Genomic DNA, 25281 nt, shown 5'->3' with positions numbered 1-25281 from the left:
CTTGTCATGCCGGCCATGGTAGCGAACGCCCGATTTCAATTCGGTCAGCAACGCTGCCCAGGCAAAAGGAAAAGGCTCATGGCCAGCAATGATGACGCGCCGGTCGGCGCCAACGGAAACGGCAATGCGGGGCAGCAGCCTTCGCTCAACGTCCTGGCCCAGTATGTGAAGGACCTGTCCTTCGAAAGCCCCGGCGCGCCGAACTCGCTGCGCGGCCGCGACAAGGCGCCCGGCATCGCCATCAACGTCAATGTCAACGCCAACCCGCTTTCCGACAAGCAGTTCGACGTCAATCTGACGCTGAACGCCAAGGCTTCCTTCGACCAGGAAGTGCTGTTCAACGTCGAGCTGGTCTATGGCGGCGTCTTCGCCATTTCGGGCTTCCCGCAGGAACACATGCTGCCGATCCTGTTCATCGAATGCCCGCGCCTGCTGTTCCCCTTCGCCCGCCAGATCATCGCCGAGGCGACCCGCAATGGCGGCTTCCCGCCGCTGATGCTCGACCCGATCGATTTCGCGCAGATGTTCCAGCAGAAGATCGCCGAGGACCAGGCCGCGTCCTCGAAGGTCCAGGTCAGCTGATTTCGGGCTGAACGAATGTTCTAAAAAACCCGGCCTTGAGCCGGGTTTTTTGTTGGCGGCGCCCCTCCCTTCGTCATCCACGGGCGGAGCAAGGAGCGCAGCGACGCGGCGCAGACCCGAGGATCCATGCCGGGACTCCAATGCGTCGCCACGGTTCAGATCCTGCACCGTTGCATCCCGTCAGAAAGGTCGCGGCATGGATCCTCGGGTCTCCGCGACGCCGCTACGCGGCTGCTCCGCCCGTGGATGACGAAGTCGCGAGCGGCTCACCCTCCCCTTGCGGAGCACCGCACAACTCCTGCGGATTCCCGAACACTCCCCGACGTCACCCAGCCCTATCATCGCGCCTTCAGGCAAAGGCGTCCCGGCGGTCGCAGCCGCCCCCGTGTTGGCGATTCGTCGGGACGCCCAACAAAAGAGGGAACGACGATGAAATTCATGCTGACCGACCGCAAACTGCACCCGCGGGCCAAACCTGTCGCCGACGATTTCAAGAAGGGCGGCATCAGCCGCCGCGAATATCTGGCGCTGATGGCCGGCCTCGGCGTCAGCGCCGCCGGTGCCTTCGCCCTGGGCGGCATCGCCGCGACGCCCGCCCGCGCCGCCGAACCCAGGAAGGGCGGCACCTTGCGCGTCGCCATGAACGTCAAGGGTTTCAAGGACCCGCGCACCTTCGACGGCGTCGAAATGTCCAACGTCGCCCGCCACTGCAACGAATATCTGGTGCGCTGGAACACCGATTTCTCGTTCGAGCCCTGGCTCTTGGAAAAATGGGAGATGAGCGACGACGCCAAAACTCTGACGCTGCATGTGCGCAAGGGCATCACCTGGTCGAACGGCGACACCTTCAACGCCGACGATGTCGTCCACAACCTCAACCGCTGGTGCGAGGCCGGCGTCGCCGGCAATTCGGTCGCCGCACGCATGGGCGCGCTGGTCAATGCCGATACCAAGAAGGTGGTCGACGGCGGCATCGAGAAGGTCGACGACTACACGATAAAACTCAACCTGCCGAAGCCCGACATTTCGCTGATCGCCGGCATGGCCGACTATCCCGCGCTGATCATGCACCGCTCCTATGAGGGTGACGGCGACCCCATGAAGGCGCTGGCGATCACCACCGGCCCCTGCGAGCTGGTGAAATGGGACGCCGAAACGAGCGCCGAGGTGAAACGCAAGGACAAGCCGTGGTGGAAGGGCGAGTTCTACCTCGATGGCATCCAGTGGATCGACTACGGCTCCGACCCCAACGCCATGCTGTCGGCCTTCGAATCCGGCGAGATCGACACCGACCACGAAACCGCCTCCGATGCCGTCTCGCAGACCGACAAGATGGGGCTGAAGAATTCCGAGATCGCCACCGGCTCCACCATCGTCGCCCGCTTCAATGTCGGCAACGCACCCTATCAGGACGTCAAGCTGCGCCGCGCCGCCCAACTCGCCGTCGACAATGCCGCCGTGCTCAAGCTCGGCCTCGATGGGCGGGGAAAACCCGCCGACAACCACCATGTCGGGCCGATGCACCCCGAATATGCCGATATCGGCCCCGCGAAACGCGACGTGGTGGCGGCGAAGAAGCTGCTGACCGAATCCAGCAAGCCGGACCATGAGTACGAGCTGATCTCGGTCGACGTCGAATGGCAGAAGAGCACCGCCGACGCCATCTCGGCGCAGATGCGCGAGGCCGGCCTCAAGATCAAGCGCACCGTGCTGCCCGCCGCCACCTTCTGGAACGACTGGAGCAAATACCCCTTCTCCTGCACCGAATGGCTGGGACGGCCGCTGGGCGTCCAGGTGCTGGCGCTCGCCTACAAATCGGGCGCCGCCTGGAACGAAAGCGCCTACGCTTCGAAGGAGTTCGACGAGTTGCTCGACAAGGCGCTCGCCACGCCGGACGCCAAGGCCCGCAAGGAGATCATGGCCGGCATCGAGAAGAATCTGCGCGATTCCGGCATCATCATCCAACCCTACTGGCGCTCGGTGTACAGGACCTACCGCAAGGGGGTCGAGGGCTGCGAGCAGCACCAGGCGCTGGAGCAGCATTTTGAGAAGGTTTGGATTGAAAGCTGAGGCGCCGACGCTTCTTGCCTTCTCCCCTTGTGGGGCCCGAAGGGCGGGCGAGGCCCGTGACTCGCCCAGGGCGGTGGATTGCCGCGAAGCGGCAAGGCGGATGAGGGGTGCGTGACGGAGTGAGGCGTTGGTGTTTAAGGCCTTGGTCATGTGACTTTTGACGGTATCGTCAAGCTGGAACACCCCTCATCCGTCTCGGCGCTAACGCGCCGATCCACCTTCCCCCACAAGGGGGGAAGGACAGCAGCTCCGAGCCTGCCGCCTACCTTCACCGTCAGCTGCGCCAACGCTTCAGATCGAAGCACAAACCCCAGCTTCAAGCACCCCAAACCAGTTCTACCGGCCAACCTTCACATGAGGCGCCAGCCTCCGGATCGCCGCCATCATGTCGCCTTCCGAAATATCGAGCGACGACATCTCCATATGCACCGTATTGCCACCCCCCGGCAGCATCAGGTTGAGCGCATTGGCGTTGGAATATTGGATCGCTTCGGGCAGCTTGCCCGTCAGCTCGAAATTCACCAGCGTCGGCCCGCCATGGTTGCCATGCACCAGCCCGGCGCTGCGCACCGTCTCCCAGGGCACCAGCACATCGCCGGCGCGCCTGTCGCGAAAACCCCTGGAATCCAGCGTCACCTGAACCCCGCTGTCGAACCCGCTGCTCGCCTTGAACAGCCCCCAGCCGAGGCAGCCCACGGCGAATAAAATCAGCAGGAACACCGGGCCGCGCGCCGTGTCGGATGAAAGCGCCCGAAACGCCAACACCCCGGCCACAGCGGCGCCGATGAAAGGCGCGATGATCGCGAACGTGTTGCTGGAGGCGCTGTTGCGGATTTCGACGGGGGCGGACATGGGTGGAGATTGAGACGGAAAGCGGATGAGGTGTCGAGAGGGAGCAGTGTTGGGTCGACGCGCAGCCTGATGACGAATGCGTGATGGAGAGCGGGGCCACGCTATTCTGAGAGGTCAGCGCTGACGCTTCTGCCTTCTCCCCTTGCGGGAGAAGGTGGATTGCCGCGAAGCGGCAAGACGGATGAGGGGTGCTCCAGCTTGACGCGACGTCGACAACAGATCGAACGAGAAAACACCGCCGCCTCACTCCGCTGGAACACCCCTCAACCGTCTCGGCGCTGCGCGCCGGTCCACCTTCTCCCACAAGGGGAGAAGGAAAGGCGCGCTCCCCTCACCGCCCCTCCCTCACCAACGTGCGGATCCACCCGACAAAAGTCAGCACCAGGAACGGATAGCCTACCGCCGGCAGCGGCGCCGAAATCGGCAGCAAGGGCGCGCCCCACAGGATCATGCCAGCCGAGACGACAAATAGCATGGCGGCCACGAGCGCGGTGAGCCGCATCCACAGCGCAAAAGTGTTTGATGCGCTGACCATGACCAGCCCCGCCGCATTGCCTGATAGCAGCAGGCTCTCGCCGGCCAGGAAGGTCATGAACCCGGCGGCGGCGGTATCCGAAGTGGAGCGCATGTGAGAGGCAGCAAGGTGCAACAATCGCGGTCATTTACGCGACTTGTCTCCAAGTAGAGAGACAAATAAGGGTAAATCAAAATCAGGACTCTCGACTTTCGATGTGCCGGAAAGGTAATCGTTTATCGTAGGTCTAAGATATTCAACAAATATACTGCGAGTTCTTTCTAGTCGATATCTCAGTTCTCTATTTATTAGTGGCCATTTTGCTAAATATTTTGCAAAATAAAGCAGGAAGTTACCTCGGTTTGCTGGATATTGCATCCCGTAGAGGCCAGCGACTAACTTCGCAGCAGACAATTCGCGATTCTCGTTAGAATCCGAGGTGTTAAGGTGCTCTCTAATCTTTTCCAGCGCACTATTCGCAAACTTGGCCCGGTCCTTTCCGTACTGTAAAAGTGCGGAAGTGCCGACTGATTGATTTTCGAGTATACCATTAATAAGAATTGCTATTCTCTCTTCCTGCCGGGGCGCGTGGCGCACCCTCATTAGTAACTCTCTAACGCGACCTGTCTGGATGTCGTTGGCATTGGCCATAGCCGGTCTGTAGCTGTCGTCTTGCTCGGCTATTATTGAAAACTCAGTAAGAATTGCCTTTTTGAGCTTCTCTTCATCGATTAACGCTCGGTCGGATGCGCCAAGAACCTCTAGATCAAGTTTCAAGTCACCATTTGCGTCCACTGAAGCTCCCAAGCGTGCGCGCACGCTCAGGATGCGTCTCGCAACCTCTGCGCTTGGAGCCGCAGCCAAGAGATTAGTCCAAACCGCCGACCGAAGAGCGGAGCCTTCATAGTAGGCACGAGCAGAGCGGGCTCCTGCTGTCTTAGCCACCTCTTCGCGCATCACGACGCGTGCACGCTTCTTTTCCTGCTGATCTCCAATAAGTTCTGCCACCTGCAAAACGATAGAATGCCGGTCTGGGAATCTCGAGATGAACGATCGCAATATAGGTGAAATAACGCCAACGGTACCGATATGAGCTGATCTATTCTCTGTGACAAAGGCCAATACTTGCTCATCGCCAACCTTGACCACGAGTTCGCTGGCTGCAAATACGATCCCCTCCAAAACCTCCTCAATCTCTAAGAATCTCGTAATATTACCGGTATACTCATCCGCCTCTTGAACAAAATTGGCATTTGGATTTCTCGGGCTTCTCAAGATGGGAAGAGCGAAGCCGATATGATCGCCTTGAAAAGGGAGGCAACCAATTGCAAAGAAGTCCCGCGACGCGCTCATAAGGCACCCCACGATACGTATAGTTCTCTAACCGCTACTTCGAGTTGCGCCTGATAGTAGTCGGGATGGCGTCCGGGTACGAAAATATAGGGGCTAATCCCTACGCCACTTTGTACTAACTTTTCCAGCCAAGGAGCTCGTTTGTCGTCATTCCAAAGAGTATGAGGAACAACGGCCGCCAGTAAGTTGCCCCTCAGAGGTATCGACTCGCCAAAGATTACCTCGATGGAGCACACCCTGTCGTCGGGTTCGTTACGTCCTGGCGATGCTAATAGATCTAGATAAGCGCGCGCATGGAAATCCCATGGCTCGGCAGCTTTTGAAGCATTGATCTTCGAGGTATCTCCCTCGAAATATCCTCGTCGGCTCTCGAAAACGGCAGCTATAATTCGGTCAGGCCGGCTGGTATCTGTTTCCAAGCTAAAATCTTCAATAGCCATCTCTTCTATGAGGATTCGACTATACAGTCGTTTTGAAAATGCCCCAGTGTCGAATGGGAAAATAGCTTTTGCTTTGGAAATAAGCGCTGCATCAAACACGAAACAGAAGGGGCATGCCGCCTCGACCTTAATGACGCCATCGCCAGCAACACGGTATGCCGGCCGGCCGTAGAAGAGGTATGCCAATGGCTCCTTAAAGACATCGCAGTCGCTTGCGGCTACAGTGCCCGACTCTATGATGTCTTCGGCAACAATGCCTTTCGTAACATGGGTAAGAGGCATCAGCCCCCATTTCGGGGCGGCGTGCCCGTCCACCCACTTTCTGAAGGCAGGCCGACCGCCGGTAAGTTTGGGCATGTGTCCTCAATCCCCATCAAGCCCTGGATGAACAGTTCTTGCGGGATATCCACCTTGCCGAACTGGGCATGCGCTTGTTGGCCTGATTGTAGAGCAACAGTACTTCCGCTTCATACCCCCGCCCGCCGCTCTCGGCGAAAAAACAGCACCGCGGCCATCACGCCCAACAGCACGAAACCACAGGGCGAGCGCGCACGGCCCGCTCTGCCGCTTCCCGGGTGATCTCCCGGCCTTGGTTTTCATTGCGCGCGATGATCGCGGCGACCATGGCATCATGGTAGAACAACATGCTTACCGCATGACCACGGCGGCAACCGTCAGCAAGACACCGTTGGGCAGCCTCGCACCGGTCGCGAACCTCAGCAACAGGAGCCGCCCAGACCTTAGAGCGTTCCATAGACCACAGGCACACCAATCTTAAGCGGCGTTTCCTCCACCATAACAGGAAAGGTATCCCGCATTGGCGGAGCCTGTTGCCGGCTTAGCGCGCTCTACGCGCCACCCGCCCCTCAATCGCCCATCTTCAGCGCCTGGATAAACGCCTCCTGCGGGATATCCACCTTGCCGAACTGCCGCATCCGCTTCTTGCCCTCTTTCTGCTTGTCCAGCAGCTTGCGCTTGCGCGAGACGTCGCCGCCGTAGCATTTGGCAGTCACGTCCTTGCGCAGGGCCGAGATGGTTTCTCGCGCAATGACCTTGCCGCCGATCGCGGCCTGGATCGGGATCTTGAAGAGGTGGTGCGGGATCAGCTCCTTCAGCTTCTCGCACATCTGCCTTCCGCGCTTTTCCGCCGCCGTGCGGTGCACCAGCATGGAGAGCGCGTCGACCGGCTCCTCATTGACCAGGATCGACATCTTCACCAAATCGCCCTCGCGATAGTCGGTGAGGTGATAGTCGAACGAGGCGTAGCCCTTGGAGATCGACTTCAGCCGGTCATAGAAGTCGAACACCACTTCGTTGAGCGGCAGGTCGTAGGTCAGCATGGCGCGTTTGCCGACATAGGAGAGGTCGGCCTGGATGCCGCGCCGGTCCTGGCAAAGCTTCAATATGCCGCCGAGATAGTCGTCAGGGGTCAGGATCGTGGCGCGGATCCACGGTTCCTCGATCGCCGAGATTTTGACCACGTCGGGCATGTCGGCCGGGTTGTGCAGTTCCTTCACCGAGCCGTCATTGAGCAGCAGCCGGTAGACGACGCTCGGCGCCGTGGCGATCAGGTCGAGGTTGAACTCGCGCTCCAGCCGCTCCTGAATGATTTCGAGGTGCAGCAGGCCGAGGAAGCCGCAGCGATAGCCGAAGCCCAGCGCGGCCGAGGTTTCCATCTCATAAGAGAAGGAAGCGTCGTTGAGGCGCAATTTGCCGACGGCGGCGCGCAGATCCTCGAAATCGGCGGCGTCGACCGGGAACAGGCCGCAGAACACCACCGGCTGCGCCGGCTTGAAGCCGGGCAAGGCATGCGCGGTGGGGCGCTTGTCCTCGGTGATGGTGTCGCCGACGCGCGTGTCGGCCACTTCCTTGATCGAGCCGGTGAAGAAGCCGAATTCGCCGGGGCCGAGCTCGTCGACATTGATGCGGGCGGGCGTGAACACGCCGGTGCGCTCGACCAGGTATTTGGCGCCGGTGCCCATCATGCGGATGGTCTGGCCCTTCTTCAGCACGCCGTCGATGATGCGCACCAGCACGATGACGCCGAGATAGGCGTCGTACCAGCTGTCGACCAGCATGGCCTTCAGCGGCGCGGTGGCGTCGCCCTCGCGCGGCGGCGGCAATTGGTGGACGATGGCTTCCAGCACATCGGGAATGCCAAGCCCGGTCTTGGCCGAGATCAGCACGGCGCCGGAAGCGTCGATGCCGATCACCTCCTCGACCTGCTCGCGGATGCGCTCGGGCTCGGCGGCCGGCAGGTCGACCTTGTTCAGCACCACGACGATCTCGTGGTTGTTGTCGATCGCCTGGTAGACATTGGCGAGCGTCTGCGCCTCGACCCCCTGCGAAGCGTCGACCACCAGCAGCGAGCCCTCGCAGGCGGCCAGCGACCGCGACACTTCATAGGCGAAGTCGACATGTCCGGGCGTGTCGATGAGGTTGAGGATATAGTCCTCGCCATTGTTGGCGCGGTATTTCAGCCGCACCGTCTGCGCCTTGATGGTGATGCCGCGCTCGCGCTCGATATCCATCGAGTCCAGCACCTGTTCCTTCATGTCGCGCAGCTCCAGCCCGCCGGTCAGCTGGATCAGGCGGTCGGCGAGCGTGGATTTGCCATGGTCGATATGGGCGACGATGGAGAAATTGCGGATGTGGTCGAGGGGCGTGCTCATGCGCGCGCTTTAGCAGGGGCGGCAAGCGGCGGCAAGGCTTGGCGCCCAAGGGCTGCCCCGGCGGTCACAAAGCGGTGAGAGGCGCCGGAAAATCGACAATATCGGTCAGGCGACCGCAAATGCATAAACTTTGATCGATCCCGTTAGACCTTGGTTTGCCGGCTGCGTGGTATCTGCACGGCCACTAATGTCCTTGGGGGTAAAGAAATGCAGAAAATTGCAGACAGGTTTGCCCGTTCCCGCAGCGGCTCCATGATGCCGCTGTTCTTCCTGAGCCTGGTGCCCTTGATCACCGCCGTCGGCTTCTCGGTCGACTATACCGATGCGGTCCAGACCCGCTCCGGCATGCAGGCCGCGCTGGATGCCGCGACGCTGGCGATCACCACGCTGCCGACGACCACGACGCTGACTGACCGCCAGCAGGCGCTGCAGGACAATTTCGCCGCCAACAACGGCCAGGGCGCCGCGACGCTGGTGAGCTTCAACGTCGCCTCCGACGGCACCGTCGCGGCGCAGACGTCGGCCAGCTTCGCCATGCCGACCAATTTCATGACCATCGCCAGGATCGACAGCGTGCCGGTCGCGGTCAAATCGGGGGTCAACAAGGCGCCCAGCCTAGTGCAGGCGACGTTCAAGGTCGACAAGGTGTCGGGCTACTGGAACAAGACGGTGACGCTTTACGGCACGAATTTCGGCGGGTCGACGGCGCAGAAACTGATGACGGCCAGCTACGTCTACGCGCCCTACACCTATTCGTACAAGGTCGGGAGCAAGTCCTATTCCATGACGGAACAGAAGGGCTACGGCACCACGACGATATCGCTTATCAATGGTTCGACGCCGACCGTGGTCCAGAAGCAGACCTGCACCACCGTGGGCTCGACATCCAATTTCACCAACCCGCCGACGGGCGCGATAGTGACCCCCGAATACGACAGCAACAGCAAACAGACGATCTATTTCCAGATCACGTGCGCCACCACCAACGTGCCGGCCACCGGCGCCGGCGCCGCCGTCGACGTCAGCCAGATGGGCCAGCTCTCCCTGCAGATGGATGTCACGAGCGGCAACAAGGCGACGTTCAAATCGAACGACACCACGACCTCCAACCACCTCTATCTGGGCACCACACCCACGCCCTTGACCGAGGTTGCCTCGGGCAAGCTGATCGACATCTTTTCCGTCGTGCCTTGCGCGGAGACCAGCTACCAGGCTTGGGAAGACGGCGGTAACTCGCTTCCGGCGGATTATACGAATGCCGACTTCTTCTACAATGTCACCGGCAAGTGCGCCTTCAACCAGCGGCCATCCGAGACGGCGCTGACGCAGTAACGACCCTGATCGTCCTTCTCCCTCACGGGCGAAGGACGATCGCGCCTCATCACAAACCGGTGAGCGCTGTAACGAAGCGGCAGGTGCAAGCGAAATGGGGAATGACCGGCGCGTCCAAGCGCCGCCCCCATGGAGCAAGCCGATGCCGAGATTCTCAGCCCCAAGGTTCGCCGCACTGTCCAGCCTGGGCGCGCTTGCGCTCGCTGCCGCGCTCGGTGCCGCCGCCGCCCAGCCGCTCACCGTGGTCGAGCTGTTCACCAGCCAGGGCTGCTCGTCCTGCCCGCCGGCCAACGCCAACCTCATCAAGGTCAAGGACCAGCCCGGCGTGCTGGCGCTGTCCTTCAACGTCACCTACTGGGACTATCTCGGCTGGAAGGACACGTTCGGCAAACAGGAATTCACCCAGCGCCAGGTTTCCTACGAACCGTCGCTCGGCCATGACGGCCCGTTCACGCCGCAAGTGGTGGTCAACGGCCATGCCGATGTCGTCGGCGCCGCGCAGGGCGAGATCGAGCATCTGATCAAGGCAACGGGCAAGACCGGCGGCCCGTCGCTGTCGTTCGAGGGCGGCAAGGTCGCGATCGGTGCCGGCGCCGCCCCAGGCGGCAAGGCCGATGTCTGGCTGGTGCGCTATGCCAAGGGCGTCGTGCAGGTGCCGGTCGCGCGCGGCGAAAACACCGGCCGCACACTGCCTCATGCCAATGTCGTGCATGCTCTGGAAAAGCTCGGCAACTGGACCGGCGACGCCACCGCCTACGCGCTGCCCGCCGCGGCCGGTGGCCTGAGCACCGCCGTGCTGGTGCAATCGCCCGGCGGCGGGCCGATCCTGGCCGCCGCGACCAACTGATCATCCTTTTATCGCGCGGGGCCGCGGAACACGGCAACGCATCACCCGGCCCGCTTCCGCGCGCCAAAACCCAAGGAGACTCCCATGACCAAGTACCTGACCCTGCCGGCGCTCGCTTTCGCGCTTTCGGCCGCCGTCTTCGTCGCCGGCGCCCGTGCCGACGACACGACCAATGCCATGAAGCCGGCCAATGCGATGGCGACCAACGCCATGAAACCGGCCACGGATGCAATGAAGCCAGCCGATGCCATGAAGCCGGCGACCGACGCGATGAAGCCTGCCGACCCGATGGCCACCAATGCGATGAAGCCCGCCGCTGATGCGATGAAGCCCGCGGCCGACGCGATGAAGCCGGCGGCGGACGCCATGAAACCGGCCAACTAGTAGCGCGTCACAGAGGATTTGACGGGCAGCAAGATGTCCTTCTTCGATGGATCATCGCTGACATTGGGGATTAGCCGGAGCCTCCCCAACGTCGTCATCCCTGGGCGAAGCAGGAGCGAAGCTCCGTCGCGGAGACCCTGGGATCCATGCCGTTACCTTAGCCGAGGAGTGCAGCGGAGCAGAATTCTGCACCGTGGTGACACGTTGGAGTCCCGGCATGGATCCTCGGGTCTGCGCCGCGTCGCTGCGCTCCTTGCTCCGCCGGTGGATGACGAAACGATGGGATTTTTCCGTCAATCGCCAGGGCATGGATGGCGAGGACATGCGCCCGGCCACACGAATGTGAGGCTCTGCCGCAACTCGTGCATCGCGCCAACGTACCTGATCCAATAGACTGAACCCAATGGAAGCCATGAGGAGTGCAACCATGACCGACATCAAGACCCGTTCGACCGGCTTTGCCAGGAGTGCGCTCGCCGCACTCGCCTTGGCGGCCGCCGGTGCCGCCTTCTGGCTGACGCCGGCCGTCTCGGCGGAAGACGCCGTGGTGATCCCGCCGCCGGCGCTGGACGAAAAGGCGGCCTCGGGCAGCGAGAAGGCGATCTTCGCCGGCGGCTGCTTCTGGGGCGTGCAGGGCGTGTTCCAGCACGTCAAGGGCGTCAGCCAGGCCGTCTCCGGCTACACCGGCGGCGCCAAGGATGACGCCGTCTACGAGACGGTCGGCACCGGCCGCACCGGCCACGCCGAATCCGTCGAGATCACCTATGATCCCTCGAAGGTGACCTACGGCCAGCTGCTGCAGGTCTATTTCTCGGTCGCCCACAATCCGACGCAGCTCAACTACCAGGGACCGGACTCCGGCACCCAGTACCGCTCGACGATCTTCGCCGAAAACGATGCGCAGAAGAAGATCGCGCAGGGCTACATCGCCCAGCTCGACAAGGCCAAGCTGTATGGGGCGCCGATCGTCACCACGATCGAGACCGGCAAGACCTTCTACCCGGCCGAGAACTACCACCAGGACTTTCTGACGCTGAACCCGACCTATCCCTACATCGTCTACAACGACCTGCCCAAGGTGGCGAACCTGAAGCAACTGTTCCCGGCGCTGTACAGCGAGAAGCCGGTGCTGGTGTTGTCGGCGAGCAACTGAGTGCGTGATCTCCCCCCTCGAGGGGCAGGGCAATCGCATATGAAACTTCCCGAAGGTTTGCCCGGCACGTACCCCCACCCCTAACCCCTCCCCACAAGGGGGAGGGAGACTCGCGCCGGCGCTGCACTCGGTAATCTGTAGAAGTTCGACGCCAAAGCGTAGCGCGCGGCAGCGTTCCCTCCCCCTTGTGGGGAGGGTTAGGGTGGGGGTCCTCTTCGTAAAAACTCATATGCAATTGCCCCCCCTCGAGGGGGGAGATTTGCGCCTACATGGCCTTCATCGCGTCGCACGACACATCGGGGTTCATGTCGGCGAAGGTGCCGGTCGGGTTCTTCTTCCAGGCCCAGACATGCAGCTCGTAGAAGGCGCCCAGGCCATAGCGATTGGGCGCGCTGTTGAAATTGAACAGCTGCCCTTCCAGCGAGGCCGGGCCTTTCGAGGTTATGTACTCGACCGCCACCAGTTTAAGCGTGCCGTCCGCCATCGGCTCGTACATGACGGCCTCCGGCTTTGCGAGATCGACGGCATCGTCCTTCAGATAGGCCGCGTTGACATAGTGGATGCCCATCGCGCCGCCGGTGATGCCGCTGGCGCAAGGGATCGGCGCATAGCCTTCGGCGGTGGCCATCGCCACATTCTCGAAACGGCCGTTGGCCGCCCGTACCTTCTCGTCCAGCGTACCTGTGTCATGGGCATTCGCCGCCGTGGCCGCGATCGACAGGATCGACAGGTTGATGAGGTGCTTGGTCCACACATGAATGTTCATTTTCTCTCCTCGTTGTTGATGGTGCGCGGGAGCAGCCGCTCCCGCCGCCGGCACGTCGGATGGCTGCGCGTTTCAGTGGTCTGACCGGGTGAAATCCCAGTACTGCGGCAGCTCCTCGAGCTCCGGCAAGCCGATGTCGCGTCTCAGATAGTTGTCCTGCGGTGGCAACCGGCGCCGCCCCTTGCGTAATGGTGCGAGCAGCAGCGAGGCAAGCCGCCAGGGAAGCCGGCCCAGTAACGGCCGTCGTCCGAGGGGTCTCGAAGCCGCCGGCACCTCGCCGGGCGCTTCGTCAGGCATTTCGCCACCGCCGCGAAGGGCAGTTTGACGCCCATCGGAGGGATCAACGGTAAAAGTAAGGGTCAAGGACCCGCACCTCCGTGATCTTGTCGACAGGCAGCGCGTTCTTCTGGGCCGTGCTGCGGATCGCTTCCGGCGAGGGCGCGTCATAGATGCAGAAGCTCTGCTTCTTGTCGGGCGACACGAAGGACTGCACCCAGGTCACGCCCTTCTCCGCATTGCGCATGATGACGCCGCCCAGCGCGTCGGCGCCGGCATCGTTCATCGGCACGCTGAGGCCGTCAGGAAATGTGCGTTGTACCACATAGCGAGGCATATCAAGTTTCCCTTTTCTGTTGATTCACGCTCGATTTGAGCGCGGCTGGACATTGATCACGCTCGCCAAGGGCGCGCATCGGAGCCTTTCCCTATTTTTTTGTTGGAAGATTCCCTATAGTGGCGACGTTATGTGGTAGGTGGCACCGAAAATGTGGGGAGGGGCACATTGTCGGTCATCGTCCCGGACGCTCGTGGCGGACGTCCAGGGATACGCCCGGACACCATCCCTGTTGAGCGAATGACGATGCTTCTGGAACGGCAGGCACAGCTGGAGCAGCTGGATGGACTTCTCGCGGAGGCCACGCGTGGCTTCGGCCATGTGGCGGCGCTGTCCGGCGAGGCTGGCGCCGGCAAGTCGGCCCTTGTCGAGGCTTTCGTCGGCGGCGTTGGCGACGGCGTGCGCGTTTTCCGCAGCGCCTGCGAGGATCTGTCGATACCGGACCCGCTCGGGCCGCTCTACGATCTCGCCCGCGAGGCGCGATGGTCGATGCCGCAGGCGATCGATGCCCGGCAGGGACAGAGGCTGCCCCTGTTTTCCGACGCGCTCGAAGTCTTCGAGGCAAGGACCCAGCCAACGCTCCTGATCATCGAGGACCTGCACTGGGCGGATGACGCGACGCTCGATTTCGTCCGTTTTCTAGGCCGCCGCATCGCCAACACCCACATCCTGCTCGTCCTGACGGCGCGCACCGACCGCAGCGAAGGACAGATGCGCGTGCGTCGCGCGCTCGGCGAAATTCCCACCGGTAATGTCGTGCGGATCGACGTGCCGCTGCTGAGCGAAGCGGCGGTGCTCTCGCTCGCCATTGCCGCCGGCCGCGACGGCGACGCCATCTACCGGGCGACGGCCGGCAACGCCTTCTTCGTCACCGAGCTTTTATGCGCCGACAATGAGATGACGCCGCCTGCCAGCGTGCGCGACGCCGTCGTCGCGCGCGCCGAACGGTTGTCGGCTGGCGCCCGCTCGATGCTCGACGCGGTGTCGGTGTTTCCCAGACGCGCCGACGCCTGGGCCTTGCAGGGCCTGTGCGGCGTGGCCGCCGCCGGTCAGCTCGCCGAATGCGTATCGCATGGGCTGCTTGACGATCTGGGCGACGGCTACGCCTTCCGGCACGAGATCGCACGCCGCGCCATCGAGATGATGCTGACGACGAGTTCCCGGAGACTGTTCAACCAGCGTGCGCTGTCGGCGCTGCTCGAAAACAGGGATGTCGCCACCGCGCGCCTCGTCCATCATGCGGTGGAAGCGCATAATCTCGAGGCGGTGCGCGAGTTCGCGCCGATCGCGGCGCGGGAGGCCTCGCGTGTCGGCGCCCATCGCGACGCCGCCGGCTATTACGAGGTCGCCTTGCGCCAGGCCGACACCTTGCCCGAGGAAGAGCGCGCCGGCCTTTACGAGCAATATGCCTTCGAGTGCCATCTGATCGCGCGCATCGAAGAGGCCATCAAGGCGCAGGAACAGGCGCGTGTGTTGCAGCAGGCGCTCGGCAACACGCTGAAGGAAGGCGACAGCCTCAGATGGCTGTCGCGCTTTTCCTATCTTGTGGGCGACCGGCAGGCCGCCGACATGTTCGGCGCCCAGGCGGTCGCGTTGCTGGAGACCGTACCGGCCAGCGCCGAGCTTGCCATGGCCTATTCGAACCTCTCGCAACTGGCTATGCTGGCCGAAAGGCTGGACGAGACCTTGTCGCTGGGTGCCAGGGCAATCGAGCTTGCCGAACGGCTGAACAGGCCCGAAGTCGTCTGCCATGCGCTCAACAATGTCGGTGCCGCCGAGCAGTGGCTGGACCTGGACTCAAGCCGGCTGCATCTTGCCCGCAGCCTCGAAATCGCGCTTGAGCAGAATTTCCAGGAACATGCGGCCCGCGCGTTCACCAATTGCGCTTGTGGCGAGATGAACCGGTTGGGCTACAGCCAGGCCCAATCCTTCCTTGACCGCGGCATCGACTATTGCGTCGAGAACGATCTCGCGACGTGGCGCGATTACATGCGTGGCGTGCGGGCCCAGCTGCTGCTGCGCCAGGGATGCTGGAATGAGGCGGCCGCCGAGGCTCTGGATGTGATTGCCAACGACAGGGCGACCGCACTGGTGCGCTATCCGGCCCTTGTGGCGCTGTCGCGGCTTAGGGTCCGTCGCGGCGACCCCTCGGCCGAGCCGCTTCTGGCCGAGATGAAGCAGTTTCTGGAAAGGGGAGCCGAGCTGCAGCGGCTGTTGCCCTATGCGGCGGTGATTGCCGAACGGGCCTGGCTCGGCGAGGCGGACAAGGCCGAGGCGCTGCGCCTGATCGGCCTTGCCGAAGGCCTGTCGCCGACGCGGGCGGTCTTCGCGGAACTGGCCGGCTGGCGGCAGCTCCTGGCACCCGATGCCGATCCGGGCGACACGTCAGGCATGGCCGCGCCCTACCGCATGCTGCTGGCCGGTGACTGGCGGGGCGCGGCCTCGGCCTGGGCGGAACTCGACGCCCCCTACGAACGCGCTCTGGCGCTCGCCCAGGGCGACGAGGCCGCGCAGCGCACGGCGCTGGAGATTCTCGAGGCGCTCGGCGCCCAACCGGTCGCGAGCCATGTGCGCGACATCATGCGGCAGAACGGCGTCATTCACATTGCCAGGGGGCCGCGCCGCACCACCCGGGCCAACAGCGCCGGCCTGACCCAGCGCCAGATGGAAGTGCTGCAGCTGATCGAGCGCGGCCTGTCCAACAAGCGCATCGCCGAACATCTCGCCATTTCGCCCAAGACGGTCGACCACCATGTCTCGGCGGTGCTGGGCAAGCTGGACGCCGTGTCGCGCGGCGAGGCGACCGCGGCCGCGCGCGACTCAGGGCTGATCTGAACCTTCGCCATGCCTTGGCGGTTGGGAAGGCCTGCGGATCAGTCGTAGGTGAGATCCGTCGCCTTGCCGCCGAACACCCTATACGCATAGAAGGAATAGAAGATGATGATCGGCAGCACCACCACGGTGCCGACCAGGATGATGGCCAGGCTTTCGGTCGCCGACGCCGCCTGCCAGATGGTCAGCTTGTCGGGCACCACGAACGGGTAGAACGACCAGGCAAGGCCGGCAAAGCCGAGCACGAAGATGCTGGCCAGCGTCAGGAACGGCGTCAGCGAATGGCGGTCGTCGGGCTTCGGCAGATGGAAGGTCTGCCGCCACAGCCACAGGAACAGCAGTGCCGACAGGATCGGCAGCGGCGACAGGTACAGCATCTCCGGCCAGACGAACCATTTGTCGAAGATGCGCGGGCTGGCGAAGGGCGTCGCCAGCGACACCGCCGCCATGCCGAGCGCGGTCAGCACCAGCGCCGTGCGCAGCCAGCGCACCGCCTTCTTCTGCAATGCGCCTTCGGTCTTGTAGATCACCCAGGCCGCACCCATCGCCGCGTAGGCCGCGGCCAGGCAGAACGCCACCAGCGCGCCGAATGCCATGCCGCCCACGCCGACATCGAGGCCGAGCACATAGACGCCCAGCATATAGCCTTGCGCCAGCGAGGCGATGACCGAGCCGAGGAAGAAGATGCGGTTCCAGCGATGCTTTTTACCGCTCGGCACCTTGGCGCGGAAATCGAAGGCGACGCCGCGCAGGATCAGCCCGACCAAAAGCACGAAGACCGGAATGTAGAGCGCGGTGAGGATGACGCCATGCGCCATCGGGAAGGCGACCAGCAGCAGGCCGACGGCCAGCACCAGCCAGGTCTCGTTGGCGTCCCAGAACGGACCGATCGCAGCGATCATCGTATCCTGCTCGGTGTCCTCGGCGGCCGCGAACAGAATGCCGATGCCGAGGTCGAAACCGTCGAGAATGACGTAGATCAGGATGGCAAGACCCATCAGGCCGGCGAAGATGAGGGGGAGGGCGGTTGGCCAATCGAAGCTCATGTCACTCTCCTGCCGCCGGCTGTGAAAGCGCTGCTTTCATGACGCCCGGCAATGGCGAGGTGTCGCCATCCTTGGCCGCCTTCAGCGCCAGGTGCACCAGCACGCCGAGATAGGCGATCAGCAGCAGCACGTAGAGAATGAGGTAGACGGCGAGCGTCAGCGCGACATGGCTGCCCGCCACCGGACCGACGGCGTCGGCGGTTCTGAGCACGCCCGTCACCAGCCAGGGCTGGCGGCCGATCTCGGTCGTGTACCAGCCGGCCAGCGTCGCCAGCCAGCCCGACAGCGCCATCGGCACCATCAGCATGGCGAGCGGCTTCGGCAAGCTGTGCCGGCGCTTGAGGAAGAAGGCGGCCGACCAGGAAACGGCGAGCATCAGGAGGCCGGTGCCGACCATGATGCGAAAGCCCCAGAACACCGGAAAGACCGGCGGGTGGTTGCCGGGAAAGTCGTTCAACCCCGGCACCACGCCGCTGGTCGAGTGCCGCAGCACCAGGCTGGCGCCGTCGGGAATGGCGATCTCGAACCTGTTCTCCCTCGCCGCCTCGTCGGGCAGCGCGAACAGCACCAGCGGCACGTTGGGCCCGGTGTTCCAGTTGGCCTCCATGGCGGCGATCTTCTGCGGCTGGTGTTCCAGCGTGTTCAGCCCGTGCTGGTCACCGGCGAAGATCTGGATCGGGATCAGGACCGCCGCGGTGAAGACGCCGGTGCGCAGCGCCTTCCACATCGATTCCGAGCGGTCGCCCTGGATATAACGCAGAGCCGACAGGCCCGATATCAGGAATGATACGGTCAGGCCCGATGCAAGCAGCATGTGGACCAGGCGGTAAGGCATGGATGGGTTGAAGACGACAGCCCACCAGTCGACGGCGTGCGCCACACCGTCGCGGATCTCGAAACCGGCCGGCGTCTGCATCCAGGAATTGAGCGCGATGATCCAGAAGGCCGACAGGGTGGTGCCGCCGGCGACCAGCACCGTCGCCAGCGTGTGGACGCGGTTGGAGACGCGGCGGAAGCCGAACAGCATGATGCCGAGGAAGGCCGCCTCGAGGAAGAAGGCGGTGAGGATTTCGTAGGCCAGCAGCGGCCCGGCGATGTTGCCGACCTTTTCCATATAGCCCGGCCAGTTGGTGCCGAACTGGAAGCTCATGGTGACGCCCGAGACCACGCCCATGGCGAAGGACAGCGCGAACACCTTCACCCAGGTGAAATAGGCGCGCATCCAGGCGGAATCATTGGTGGCGTTGTAGCGCAGCTTGAAGAACAGCAGCACCCAGCCAAGTGCAATGGTGATTGTCGGAAACAGAATATGAAACGAAATATTCGCGCCGAACTGGATGCGCGACAATATGAGCGGGTCCATGGTGGGCTCCGGCTGCTGCAAGTATTGATGAAGGATAGGCCCGAAGCAGGGTCAGGTCAAAGCGGCGTCCTGCCGCGAGGCTGAACGCCACAGGACAATTTTACCGGTTCATGCGCCGGTTAAGGACTGGTCTCAGGCACATTGCCAAGCGCATCCGCGAACTTGCGCATCAGGCGCACCAGCTCGTCGACGTCGCGCGCCTCCCATGTCTCGAAAATGGCGTGGCCGATCTTCTCGCGCGCCGCATCGACGAGGTCGGTCATCGCCTTGCCCTTCGGACTGATCACGGCTTCGCGCACGCGCCGGTCGGCGGCGCTGGCCTGGCGTAGCACCAGGCCCAGACTCTCCAGCTTGGCGACCTGGCGGCTGACGGTCGTGTAGTCGCGCCCGACACGGTCGGCCATCTCGACGACGCCGATCGGCCCGAAACGCTCGATGCCGACGAGCAGCGGGAACAGTGCCCGGTCGAGCGGAATGCCGGCCGCCTTGATCAGCAACTCGTCGCGTTGCGGCCGGTTCATCAGGCCGACAATATCGAGCACAGCGCCGTGAATCTGGCGCAGCTGATCCGCGATATGTGTATTTTGCACGTTTCTTGTTGACGACATGCCGGATCTCCCTATATGTGCATTATACACATAAATTGGATCCCAGAAAGGCAGACCATCATGAAAGCCGCTATTGTCCCAGGCGCTGGGCAAGCGCCTGTCTATGGCGACTTCCCCGAGCCGGTCCCGGCGGCGGGCGAAAACCGCGTCACGGTCATCGCCGCCGCCATCAGCCATGTCGTGAAGAGCCGCGCCTCTGGCTCGCATTACAGCTCTTCGGGCCGGTTCCCCTTCGTCGTCGGCATTGACGGCGTCGGCCGGCTCGAGGACGGAAGCAAGGTCTATTTCGCGCTGCCCAGGGCGCCCAATGGCAGTATGGCCGAACAGACCGTCGTGCCCGAAGCGCATTGCGTGTCGCTGCCCGACGGATTGGACGACGTCACCGCCGCGGCCATCGCCAATCCCGGCATGTCGTCATGGGCGGCCTTTACCGAGCGGGCGAAGCTCAAGCCGGGCGAAACCGTGCTGGTCAACGGCGCCACCGGCACGGCCGGCCGTCTCGCCGTTCAGATCGCCCGGCATCTCGGGGCGAAGAAAGTCATCGCCACTGCCCGCAACGCAGCCGCGCTCGATGCGGTCGCGGCGCTCGGGGCGGATGTGACCATCCCGCTCGTCGAGGACGGGGCGGCTCTTGAAGAAAGCTTCATCAGGCAGTTCAGAGAGGGCGTGGATGTCGTCATCGACTATCTCTGGGGCAATAGCGCCGAGCGTCTGCTGGTCGCCGCCGCCAAGGCCGGAGCCGACGCCGTGCCGATCCGCTTCGTCCAGGTCGGCGCCGTCAGCGGGTCCGATATCACCTTGCCGAGTGCCGTGCTCCGTTCATCCGCGATTGCCTTGATGGGTAGCGGCATCGGCAGCGTACCGCTCGACCGCTTCATCGCCTGCACCGGCGATCTGCTGCGCGCCGTGGTCCCGGCCGGCCTTCAGATCGCCACCACGCCCGTGCCCCTGGCGGATGTCGAGCAGGCATGGGCCAGGGACGACAGCACAAGGCGTACAGTGTTCACCCTGGGCTGAGGCAATTCCAGGAAACGCATGAAGCGGTTTCCAGCGGGGATTGCGTCGAGGCAAGAGCTCTGGCCGCCCGCAACCGCTGTCCAGAACTGTCAGCAGCGCCTTGACTTGCGGTTGCACACAACGACATTCGGCCTATATCAGGGGACCTCTTTCAGGCAGCCGTTTTCAGCCCATGCCCTCCATTCTGTCCATTTCCGGGGTCTCCAAGACCTACGCCACCGGCTTCACCGCGCTCAAGGAAGTCAATCTCGACATCAACCGCGGCGAGATCTTCGCGCTGCTTGGCCCCAATGGCGCCGGCAAGACGACGCTGATCTCGATCGTCTGCGGCATCGTCAACCGCTCGACCGGCACCGTCACCGTCGACGGTCACGACATCGGCAAGGACTACCGCGCGGCGCGCAGCCTGATCGGCCTGGTGCCGCAGGAGTTGACCATCGACGCCTTCGAGAGTGTCTGGGCGACGGTCAATTATAGCCGCGGCCTGTTCGGCAAGCCGGCCAACCCGGCCTTCGTCGAAAAAGTGCTGCGCGATCTCTCGCTGTGGGACAAGAAAGACGCCAAGGCGATCACGCTGTCGGGTGGCATGAAGCGCAGGCTGATGATCGCCAAGGCGCTGTCGCACGAGCCGCGCATCCTGTTCCTCGACGAGCCGACGGCGGGCGTCGATGTCGAACTGCGTCAGGACATGTGGGAGATGGTGCGCCGGCTGCGCGAGGATGGCGTCACCATCATCCTCACCACCCATTATATCGAGGAAGCCGAGGCCATGGCCGACCGTGTCGGCGTCATCAACCGCGGCGAGATCATCCTGGTCGAGAACAAGGCCGAACTGATGCGCAAGCTCGGCCGCAAGCGGCTGGTGCTGGAGCTGCGCAATGCGCTGACGGCCATACCGGAAGCCTTCTCGCGCTATGCGCTGGAGCTGTCGCCTGATGGCGGGCAACTGACCTACACCTATGACAACCAGGCCGAACGGCCAGGCGTCGCCTCGCTGATCCGCGATCTCGAGGCCGGCGGCATCCAGTTCCGTGACATCGACACGCAAAACAGCTCGCTCGAGGAGATATTCGTCAATCTGGTGAGGAGAGAGCCATGAACCTGCGCGCAGCCCCTAATTTTCGCGCAGTATGGGCGATCTACCGGGTCGAGATGGCGCGTGCGTTCCGCACCGTGCTGCAAAGCATCATCTCGCCGGTCATCTCGACATCGCTCTATTTCGTGGTCTTCGGCTCGGCGATCGGCTCGCGCATCACCGAGATCGACGGCATCGCCTACGGCGCCTTCATCGTGCCGGGGCTGATCATGCTGTCGTTGCTGACGCAGTCGATCTCCAACGCCTCCTTCGCCATCTACTTCCCGAAATTCGTCGGCTCCATCTACGAGCTGCTGTCGGCGCCGGTCTCCTATCTGGAGATCGTCATCGCCTATGTCGGCGGGGCGGCCACCAAGTCGATCATCCTCGGCCTGATCATCCTGGCCACTGCCTCGCTGTTCGTGCCGCTCAGGATCGAGCATCCATTCTGGATGATCGCCTTCCTGGTGCTGACGGCGGTGACCTTCAGCCTGTTCGGCTTCATCATCGGCATCTGGGCGAAGAGCTTCGAGCAGCTGCAGCTGGTGCCGCTGCTCATCATCACACCGCTGACCTTCCTCGGCGGCAGCTTCTATTCGATCCATATGCTGCCCGGCATCTGGAAGACGATCACGCTGTTCAACCCGGTCGTCTACCTGATCAGCGGCTTCCGCTGGAGCTTCTTCGGCAAGGCCGACGTCTCGGTCGGCATCAGCCTCGGCATGACGCTGGTCTTCCTGGCTGCCTGCATCGCGGTTGTCGCCTGGATCTTCAAGACTGGGTATCGGCTGCGCAACTGACGCGGCCCCCCACCGTCGTCATCCACGGGCGGAGCAGGAGCGAAGCTCCGTTGCGGAGACCCGAGGATCCATTCCGTGACCTGGGTCGAAGGGTGCAGCGGAGCAGAATTCGGACCGTGGCTGCGCGTTGAAGTCCCGGCATTGATCCTCGGGTCTGCGCCGCGTCGCTTCGCTCCTTGCTCCGCCCTAGGATGACGAAAGGAAGGGCATGGCCGACCGCGCGCTGCGTCCCTAGATCGCCTTGACCAGCCGCAGCAACCCCAGCATCTCGATATACGTTCCCTCGCGGAAGGCGATGTAGACCGGCTCTTCCACGCCGTGGAAACGGCGCTTGAACGCAGCCTGGCCTTGCAGGTTGAACCGGCGGCGGTTGATCCAGGGCGAGGCGTAGGCGCGCTGGAAGGCGTTGCGCCAGAAGTCGCTTTCGGCAAATCCGCTTGGGGTCACGTCGACGAGCGGCGACAGGCCAAGCGTGACCACCGATATGCCTTCCTCGCGAAACCGGTCGACCGCGAATTTGGTCAGGCCGATCTCGGCGTGCGGCGAGGCATCAATATGCTTGCGCTTGAAGGCGGTGGTATAGCCGATGACCTTGCCGTCGCGAAACAGCGGATCGAAATCGAGCAGGGCGACCAGCTCGCCGTCAGGACCATGCAGCACGAAACGGCGCATGTCGGTGCCGAGTTGATCGTAGAAGGGGCGGTTCAGAAAGCCCATTTCCCAGCGCTTGACGATGCGGTCGCCGCGCCAATTGTCGGAAAGTCGCGTGATCTCGTCGAGGAAGACGGTCCTTTTGTCCTCGTCGAACGAAAACCCCTTTTTCAGCAGCCAGCGCTCGGAATAGCGCACGGTCTCGTTGCGCTTGCCGGAAAAGTCATGCTCGGGCAGGACAAGGCTTGTGTCGATGCCCAGCCGGTTGATCTTGTAGCCGAGCCCGGCCAGCACGTGTGCCGTATCCGCGCCGATCTGCACGAACCACGGGGCGCCGGCGGTCTCGACAAAGCGCCTGATGTAGTCGGCCCGCCGCGCCGGCGCCGCCACCGGGTCGCCGAGCGCGAAATGATGCTTCATCTTGGTGCCGAAGGCGATGTAGCCGTCGGCATCGCCAAAATAGGAAAGCTTGCCCTGCACGGCAGTGGAATAGGCGAGCGAGAAGTCGCCATGGCGGCGGACCAGGGCCAGACGTTCGACATGCGTCAACGCCTGGCGCTCGACCTTGGGCGAGGCGCCCTCGAGGATTTTGTCGAAATAGATCCGCAAGGAGGGCATGGTCGAGATTCCGCGTGCCGTCTGTGGCGTGGCGTGCCTGTCGACACGCAAGACGCGCCACGGCGTCTTGATTTTCGCGGGAAGCCGAAATCTTTGCGGTTTCGAATTCCTGCGCCGGTAACGAGATCCGCCAGCCCCCCGGAACTCGAATCAATCACATTGCCGCGACCTGATTATCGCCGATGCCGCCGATATGCCATATAGGGCTGGATGTATTCGGACAGAAGCGGGCATTCCGCTCCATCTTGTTGTTTTGGCCGCATTTCCGCGATCCAGTCGTTTCCGCTTGGCGACGAAATGTTCTGGAGCGTGGCCGCGGCCCGGCGCAGGGCTCGGCGATGACACCCATATATGGGGCTGCGCGCGATCAAACGGTTACAGCCTGCTGCGAGCCTTGCGGGAATGCGCGGCGGCTGAATGGGACTAGAGAGTGAATGGCTGATACGACAACCAGACCGATGGTGGAGCAATTGGTGGCGGTCGAGCCTGCAATCGTCATTGGCGCCGGCGCCGCCGGACTGACCGTCGCGCATGCCCTGATCAAGGCCGGCGTGCCGACGGCGATCCTGGAAAAGGAGAGCCGGCTGGCCGAGCCCTGGCACCGGCGGCACCAGCAATTGCATCTCAACACCCATCGCGATCTCTCGGCGCTGCCCGGCCTTGCCTATCCCGGGGATACTCCCGCCTTTCCGCACAGGGACGTCGTTATCCGCCATATGAACGATTTCCGGGAGGCGAACCGCCTGCCGGTGGAGTTCGGCGTTGCCGTCGAGGCCATCGTGTTCAGGGGCGACCACTGGGCCGTGCGGACCAGCGCCGGCTTGCGCCTGGCGCGTCATGTCGTGGTCGCCACCGGCCGCGACAGGGAGCCCTTCACGCCGCAGTGGAAGGGCATGCAGGCCTTCGCGGGCCGGATCATCCATTCGGCGGATTTTGGCGACGCCTCGGCCTATGCCGGCAAGAAGGTGCTGGTCGTCGGCGCCGGCAATTCGGGCTTCGACGCCCTCAATCATCTGGCCGGCGTGGATACGGCGGCGCTTTGGCTGTCGGCCCGCAACGGGCCCGCGCTGCTGCCCAAGCGCATCGGCAAGATCGCCGTGCACCGGCTTTCGCCGCTCATGGCGCGTTTGCCGCTGCGCGTCGCCGATGCGGCGATCGCCGCGACGCAGCGCCTGGTTTTCGGCGATCTGACCAAATTCGGCATGCCGCCCGCGCCGTCGGGCGGCGCCAGCCGCCTGACCTCGGACTACACGGCGATCGCCGCGGATGATGGTGCCGTCGACGCCATCAAATCGGGCAAGATCGTCGTCGTGCCGGCGATACGGGAGTTCACCCGCGACGGCGTGGTCCTGGCCAATGGCAGCCTGGTCGATCCCGATATCGTCATTGCCGCGACCGGCTATCGCACCGGGCTGGAGCGCATGGTCGGCAATCTCGGCGTGCTCGACGGCAAGGGCGTCCCGCTCTTCAACGGCGGGCAAGCCGATGCGAAACTGCCAGGCCTGTGGTTCACCGGCATGCGGCCGAGCATCCGCGGCTGCTTTGCCAATGCCAGCATATTGGGCAAGGCGATCGCCAGGCGCATCGCCGGCTCCTCCCGGCCCTCGGGCGCGTCACGCTGATTTGATCGCGGAGGCGGGCGACAAGCATATCGCTCCTGCATTTTATATGCCATGTTATATAACATGTTACA

Annotated in this window: 23 protein-coding genes; 11 read left to right on the top strand and 12 right to left on the bottom strand. The window is 63.2% G+C overall.

The genetic code is table 11. From position 1 onward, the window contains the following. The first annotated feature begins 78 nt into the window (after positions 1 to 78). Complete coding sequence (gene secB / locus MesoLj_RS04600; protein ID WP_140776400.1) at positions 79 to 582, top strand: protein-export chaperone SecB; 504 nt, start codon at positions 79 to 81, stop codon at positions 580 to 582. A 429-nt stretch (positions 583 to 1011) separates the two neighbouring features. After that, the gene (locus MesoLj_RS04595) at positions 1012 to 2652 is read left to right on the top strand and encodes an ABC transporter substrate-binding protein (RefSeq protein ID WP_202325225.1); all 1641 of its coding nucleotides are present in this window, start codon (positions 1012 to 1014) and stop codon (positions 2650 to 2652) included. Positions 2653 to 2988: 336 nt separating this feature from the next. Here MesoLj_RS04595 and MesoLj_RS04590 read toward each other — a convergent pair whose 3' ends face one another. The 5 genes from MesoLj_RS04590 to lepA all read right to left on the bottom strand — a co-directional run bounded on the left by MesoLj_RS04590 (position 2989) and on the right by lepA (position 8483). After that, positions 2989 to 3504, bottom strand: a complete 516-nt coding sequence (locus tag MesoLj_RS04590; RefSeq protein ID WP_202325224.1) for a hypothetical protein — start codon at positions 3502 to 3504, stop codon at positions 2989 to 2991. A 331-nt stretch (positions 3505 to 3835) separates the two neighbouring features. Continuing rightward, a complete protein-coding gene (locus tag MesoLj_RS04585) occupies positions 3836 to 4132 on the bottom strand; it encodes a hypothetical protein (RefSeq protein ID WP_244735291.1) in 297 nt (98 codons plus the stop codon). Positions 4133 to 4162: 30 nt separating this feature from the next. Beyond that, a complete protein-coding gene (locus MesoLj_RS04580) occupies positions 4163 to 5371 on the bottom strand; it encodes a hypothetical protein (protein ID WP_202325223.1) in 1209 nt (402 codons plus the stop codon). Next, a complete protein-coding gene (locus tag MesoLj_RS04575) occupies positions 5368 to 6168 on the bottom strand; it encodes a hypothetical protein (RefSeq protein ID WP_202325222.1) in 801 nt (266 codons plus the stop codon). The genes MesoLj_RS04580 and MesoLj_RS04575 overlap by 4 nt, the downstream gene beginning before the upstream one ends. 509 nt (positions 6169 to 6677) lie before the next feature. Beyond that, on the bottom strand, positions 6678 to 8483 hold the full coding sequence (gene lepA, locus MesoLj_RS04570; protein WP_056574126.1) for a translation elongation factor 4: 1806 nt from the start codon (positions 8481 to 8483) through the stop codon (positions 6678 to 6680). A 207-nt stretch (positions 8484 to 8690) separates the two neighbouring features. Between lepA and MesoLj_RS04565 the strand changes: the two genes are divergently transcribed. The 4 genes from MesoLj_RS04565 to msrA all read left to right on the top strand — a co-directional run bounded on the left by MesoLj_RS04565 (position 8691) and on the right by msrA (position 12199). Further along, positions 8691 to 9815 carry a TadE/TadG family type IV pilus assembly protein gene (locus tag MesoLj_RS04565; RefSeq protein ID WP_202325221.1) on the top strand — a complete coding sequence of 375 codons (1125 nt, stop codon included), beginning with the start codon at positions 8691 to 8693 and terminating at the stop codon, positions 9813 to 9815. Between the two features lie 142 nt (positions 9816 to 9957). Further along, positions 9958 to 10662, top strand: coding sequence for a DUF1223 domain-containing protein (locus MesoLj_RS04560; RefSeq protein WP_202325220.1), 705 nt, complete (start codon positions 9958 to 9960; stop codon positions 10660 to 10662). An 84-nt stretch (positions 10663 to 10746) separates the two neighbouring features. Further along, a complete protein-coding gene (locus MesoLj_RS04555; protein WP_202325219.1) occupies positions 10747 to 11046 on the top strand; it encodes a hypothetical protein in 300 nt (99 codons plus the stop codon). A gap of 427 nt (positions 11047 to 11473) precedes the next feature. After that, complete coding sequence (gene msrA / locus MesoLj_RS04550; protein WP_140776422.1) at positions 11474 to 12199, top strand: peptide-methionine (S)-S-oxide reductase MsrA; 726 nt, start codon at positions 11474 to 11476, stop codon at positions 12197 to 12199. 265 nt (positions 12200 to 12464) lie between these two features. Here msrA and MesoLj_RS04545 read toward each other — a convergent pair whose 3' ends face one another. The 3 genes from MesoLj_RS04545 to MesoLj_RS04535 all read right to left on the bottom strand — a co-directional run bounded on the left by MesoLj_RS04545 (position 12465) and on the right by MesoLj_RS04535 (position 13578). Then, positions 12465 to 12965, bottom strand: a complete 501-nt coding sequence (locus MesoLj_RS04545; protein ID WP_140771098.1) for a hypothetical protein — start codon at positions 12963 to 12965, stop codon at positions 12465 to 12467. A gap of 72 nt (positions 12966 to 13037) precedes the next feature. After that, positions 13038 to 13262, bottom strand: coding sequence for a hypothetical protein (locus tag MesoLj_RS04540; protein WP_244735290.1), 225 nt, complete (start codon positions 13260 to 13262; stop codon positions 13038 to 13040). Between the two features lie 43 nt (positions 13263 to 13305). Then, a complete protein-coding gene (locus MesoLj_RS04535; protein ID WP_095775628.1) occupies positions 13306 to 13578 on the bottom strand; it encodes a DUF4242 domain-containing protein in 273 nt (90 codons plus the stop codon). Between the two features lie 246 nt (positions 13579 to 13824). Here MesoLj_RS04535 and MesoLj_RS04530 point away from each other — a divergent pair, with 246 nt between their 5' ends. Continuing rightward, on the top strand, positions 13825 to 16413 hold the full coding sequence (locus MesoLj_RS04530) for an ATP-binding protein (RefSeq protein WP_202327169.1): 2589 nt from the start codon (positions 13825 to 13827) through the stop codon (positions 16411 to 16413). A 38-nt stretch (positions 16414 to 16451) separates the two neighbouring features. Here the strand turns inward: MesoLj_RS04530 and MesoLj_RS04525 are convergent, their stop codons facing one another. The 3 genes from MesoLj_RS04525 to MesoLj_RS04515 all read right to left on the bottom strand — a co-directional run bounded on the left by MesoLj_RS04525 (position 16452) and on the right by MesoLj_RS04515 (position 19427). Further along, entirely contained in the window at positions 16452 to 17456 is a 1005-nt protein-coding gene (locus MesoLj_RS04525; RefSeq protein WP_202325217.1) for a cytochrome d ubiquinol oxidase subunit II, read from the bottom strand. Between the two features lies 1 nt (position 17457). After that, on the bottom strand, positions 17458 to 18819 hold the full coding sequence (locus MesoLj_RS04520) for a cytochrome ubiquinol oxidase subunit I (RefSeq protein WP_202325216.1): 1362 nt from the start codon (positions 18817 to 18819) through the stop codon (positions 17458 to 17460). Between the two features lie 119 nt (positions 18820 to 18938). Beyond that, a complete protein-coding gene (locus MesoLj_RS04515) occupies positions 18939 to 19427 on the bottom strand; it encodes a MarR family winged helix-turn-helix transcriptional regulator (protein WP_202325215.1) in 489 nt (162 codons plus the stop codon). 60 nt (positions 19428 to 19487) lie between these two features. Here MesoLj_RS04515 and MesoLj_RS04510 point away from each other — a divergent pair, with 60 nt between their 5' ends. The 3 genes from MesoLj_RS04510 to MesoLj_RS04500 all read left to right on the top strand — a co-directional run bounded on the left by MesoLj_RS04510 (position 19488) and on the right by MesoLj_RS04500 (position 22319). Next, positions 19488 to 20444, top strand: a complete 957-nt coding sequence (locus MesoLj_RS04510) for a quinone oxidoreductase family protein (protein ID WP_202325214.1) — start codon at positions 19488 to 19490, stop codon at positions 20442 to 20444. A 172-nt stretch (positions 20445 to 20616) separates the two neighbouring features. Then, on the top strand, positions 20617 to 21543 hold the full coding sequence (locus MesoLj_RS04505) for an ABC transporter ATP-binding protein (protein WP_140771086.1): 927 nt from the start codon (positions 20617 to 20619) through the stop codon (positions 21541 to 21543). Next, positions 21540 to 22319: an ABC transporter permease gene (locus tag MesoLj_RS04500; protein WP_140771084.1), complete on the top strand. Its 780-nt coding sequence runs from the start codon at positions 21540 to 21542 to the stop codon at positions 22317 to 22319. Before MesoLj_RS04505 ends, MesoLj_RS04500 begins: the two co-directional genes overlap by 4 nt. 231 nt (positions 22320 to 22550) lie before the next feature. On the opposite strand, the gene MesoLj_RS04495 is transcribed toward MesoLj_RS04500, so the two are convergent. After that, positions 22551 to 23588, bottom strand: coding sequence for a phosphatidylglycerol lysyltransferase domain-containing protein (locus MesoLj_RS04495; protein ID WP_202325213.1), 1038 nt, complete (start codon positions 23586 to 23588; stop codon positions 22551 to 22553). A 434-nt stretch (positions 23589 to 24022) separates the two neighbouring features. Here MesoLj_RS04495 and MesoLj_RS04490 point away from each other — a divergent pair, with 434 nt between their 5' ends. Then, entirely contained in the window at positions 24023 to 25210 is a 1188-nt protein-coding gene (locus MesoLj_RS04490; protein ID WP_202325212.1) for a flavin-containing monooxygenase, read from the top strand. The last annotated feature ends 71 nt before the right edge of the window (positions 25211 to 25281 follow it).

It is taken from the genome of Mesorhizobium sp. 113-3-9, from assembly GCF_016756515.1.
Taxonomy (GTDB): domain Bacteria; phylum Pseudomonadota; class Alphaproteobacteria; order Rhizobiales; family Rhizobiaceae; genus Mesorhizobium.
Note: the sequence above shows the minus strand (reverse complement) of the source record. Positions and strands in the feature narration are given on the sequence as shown.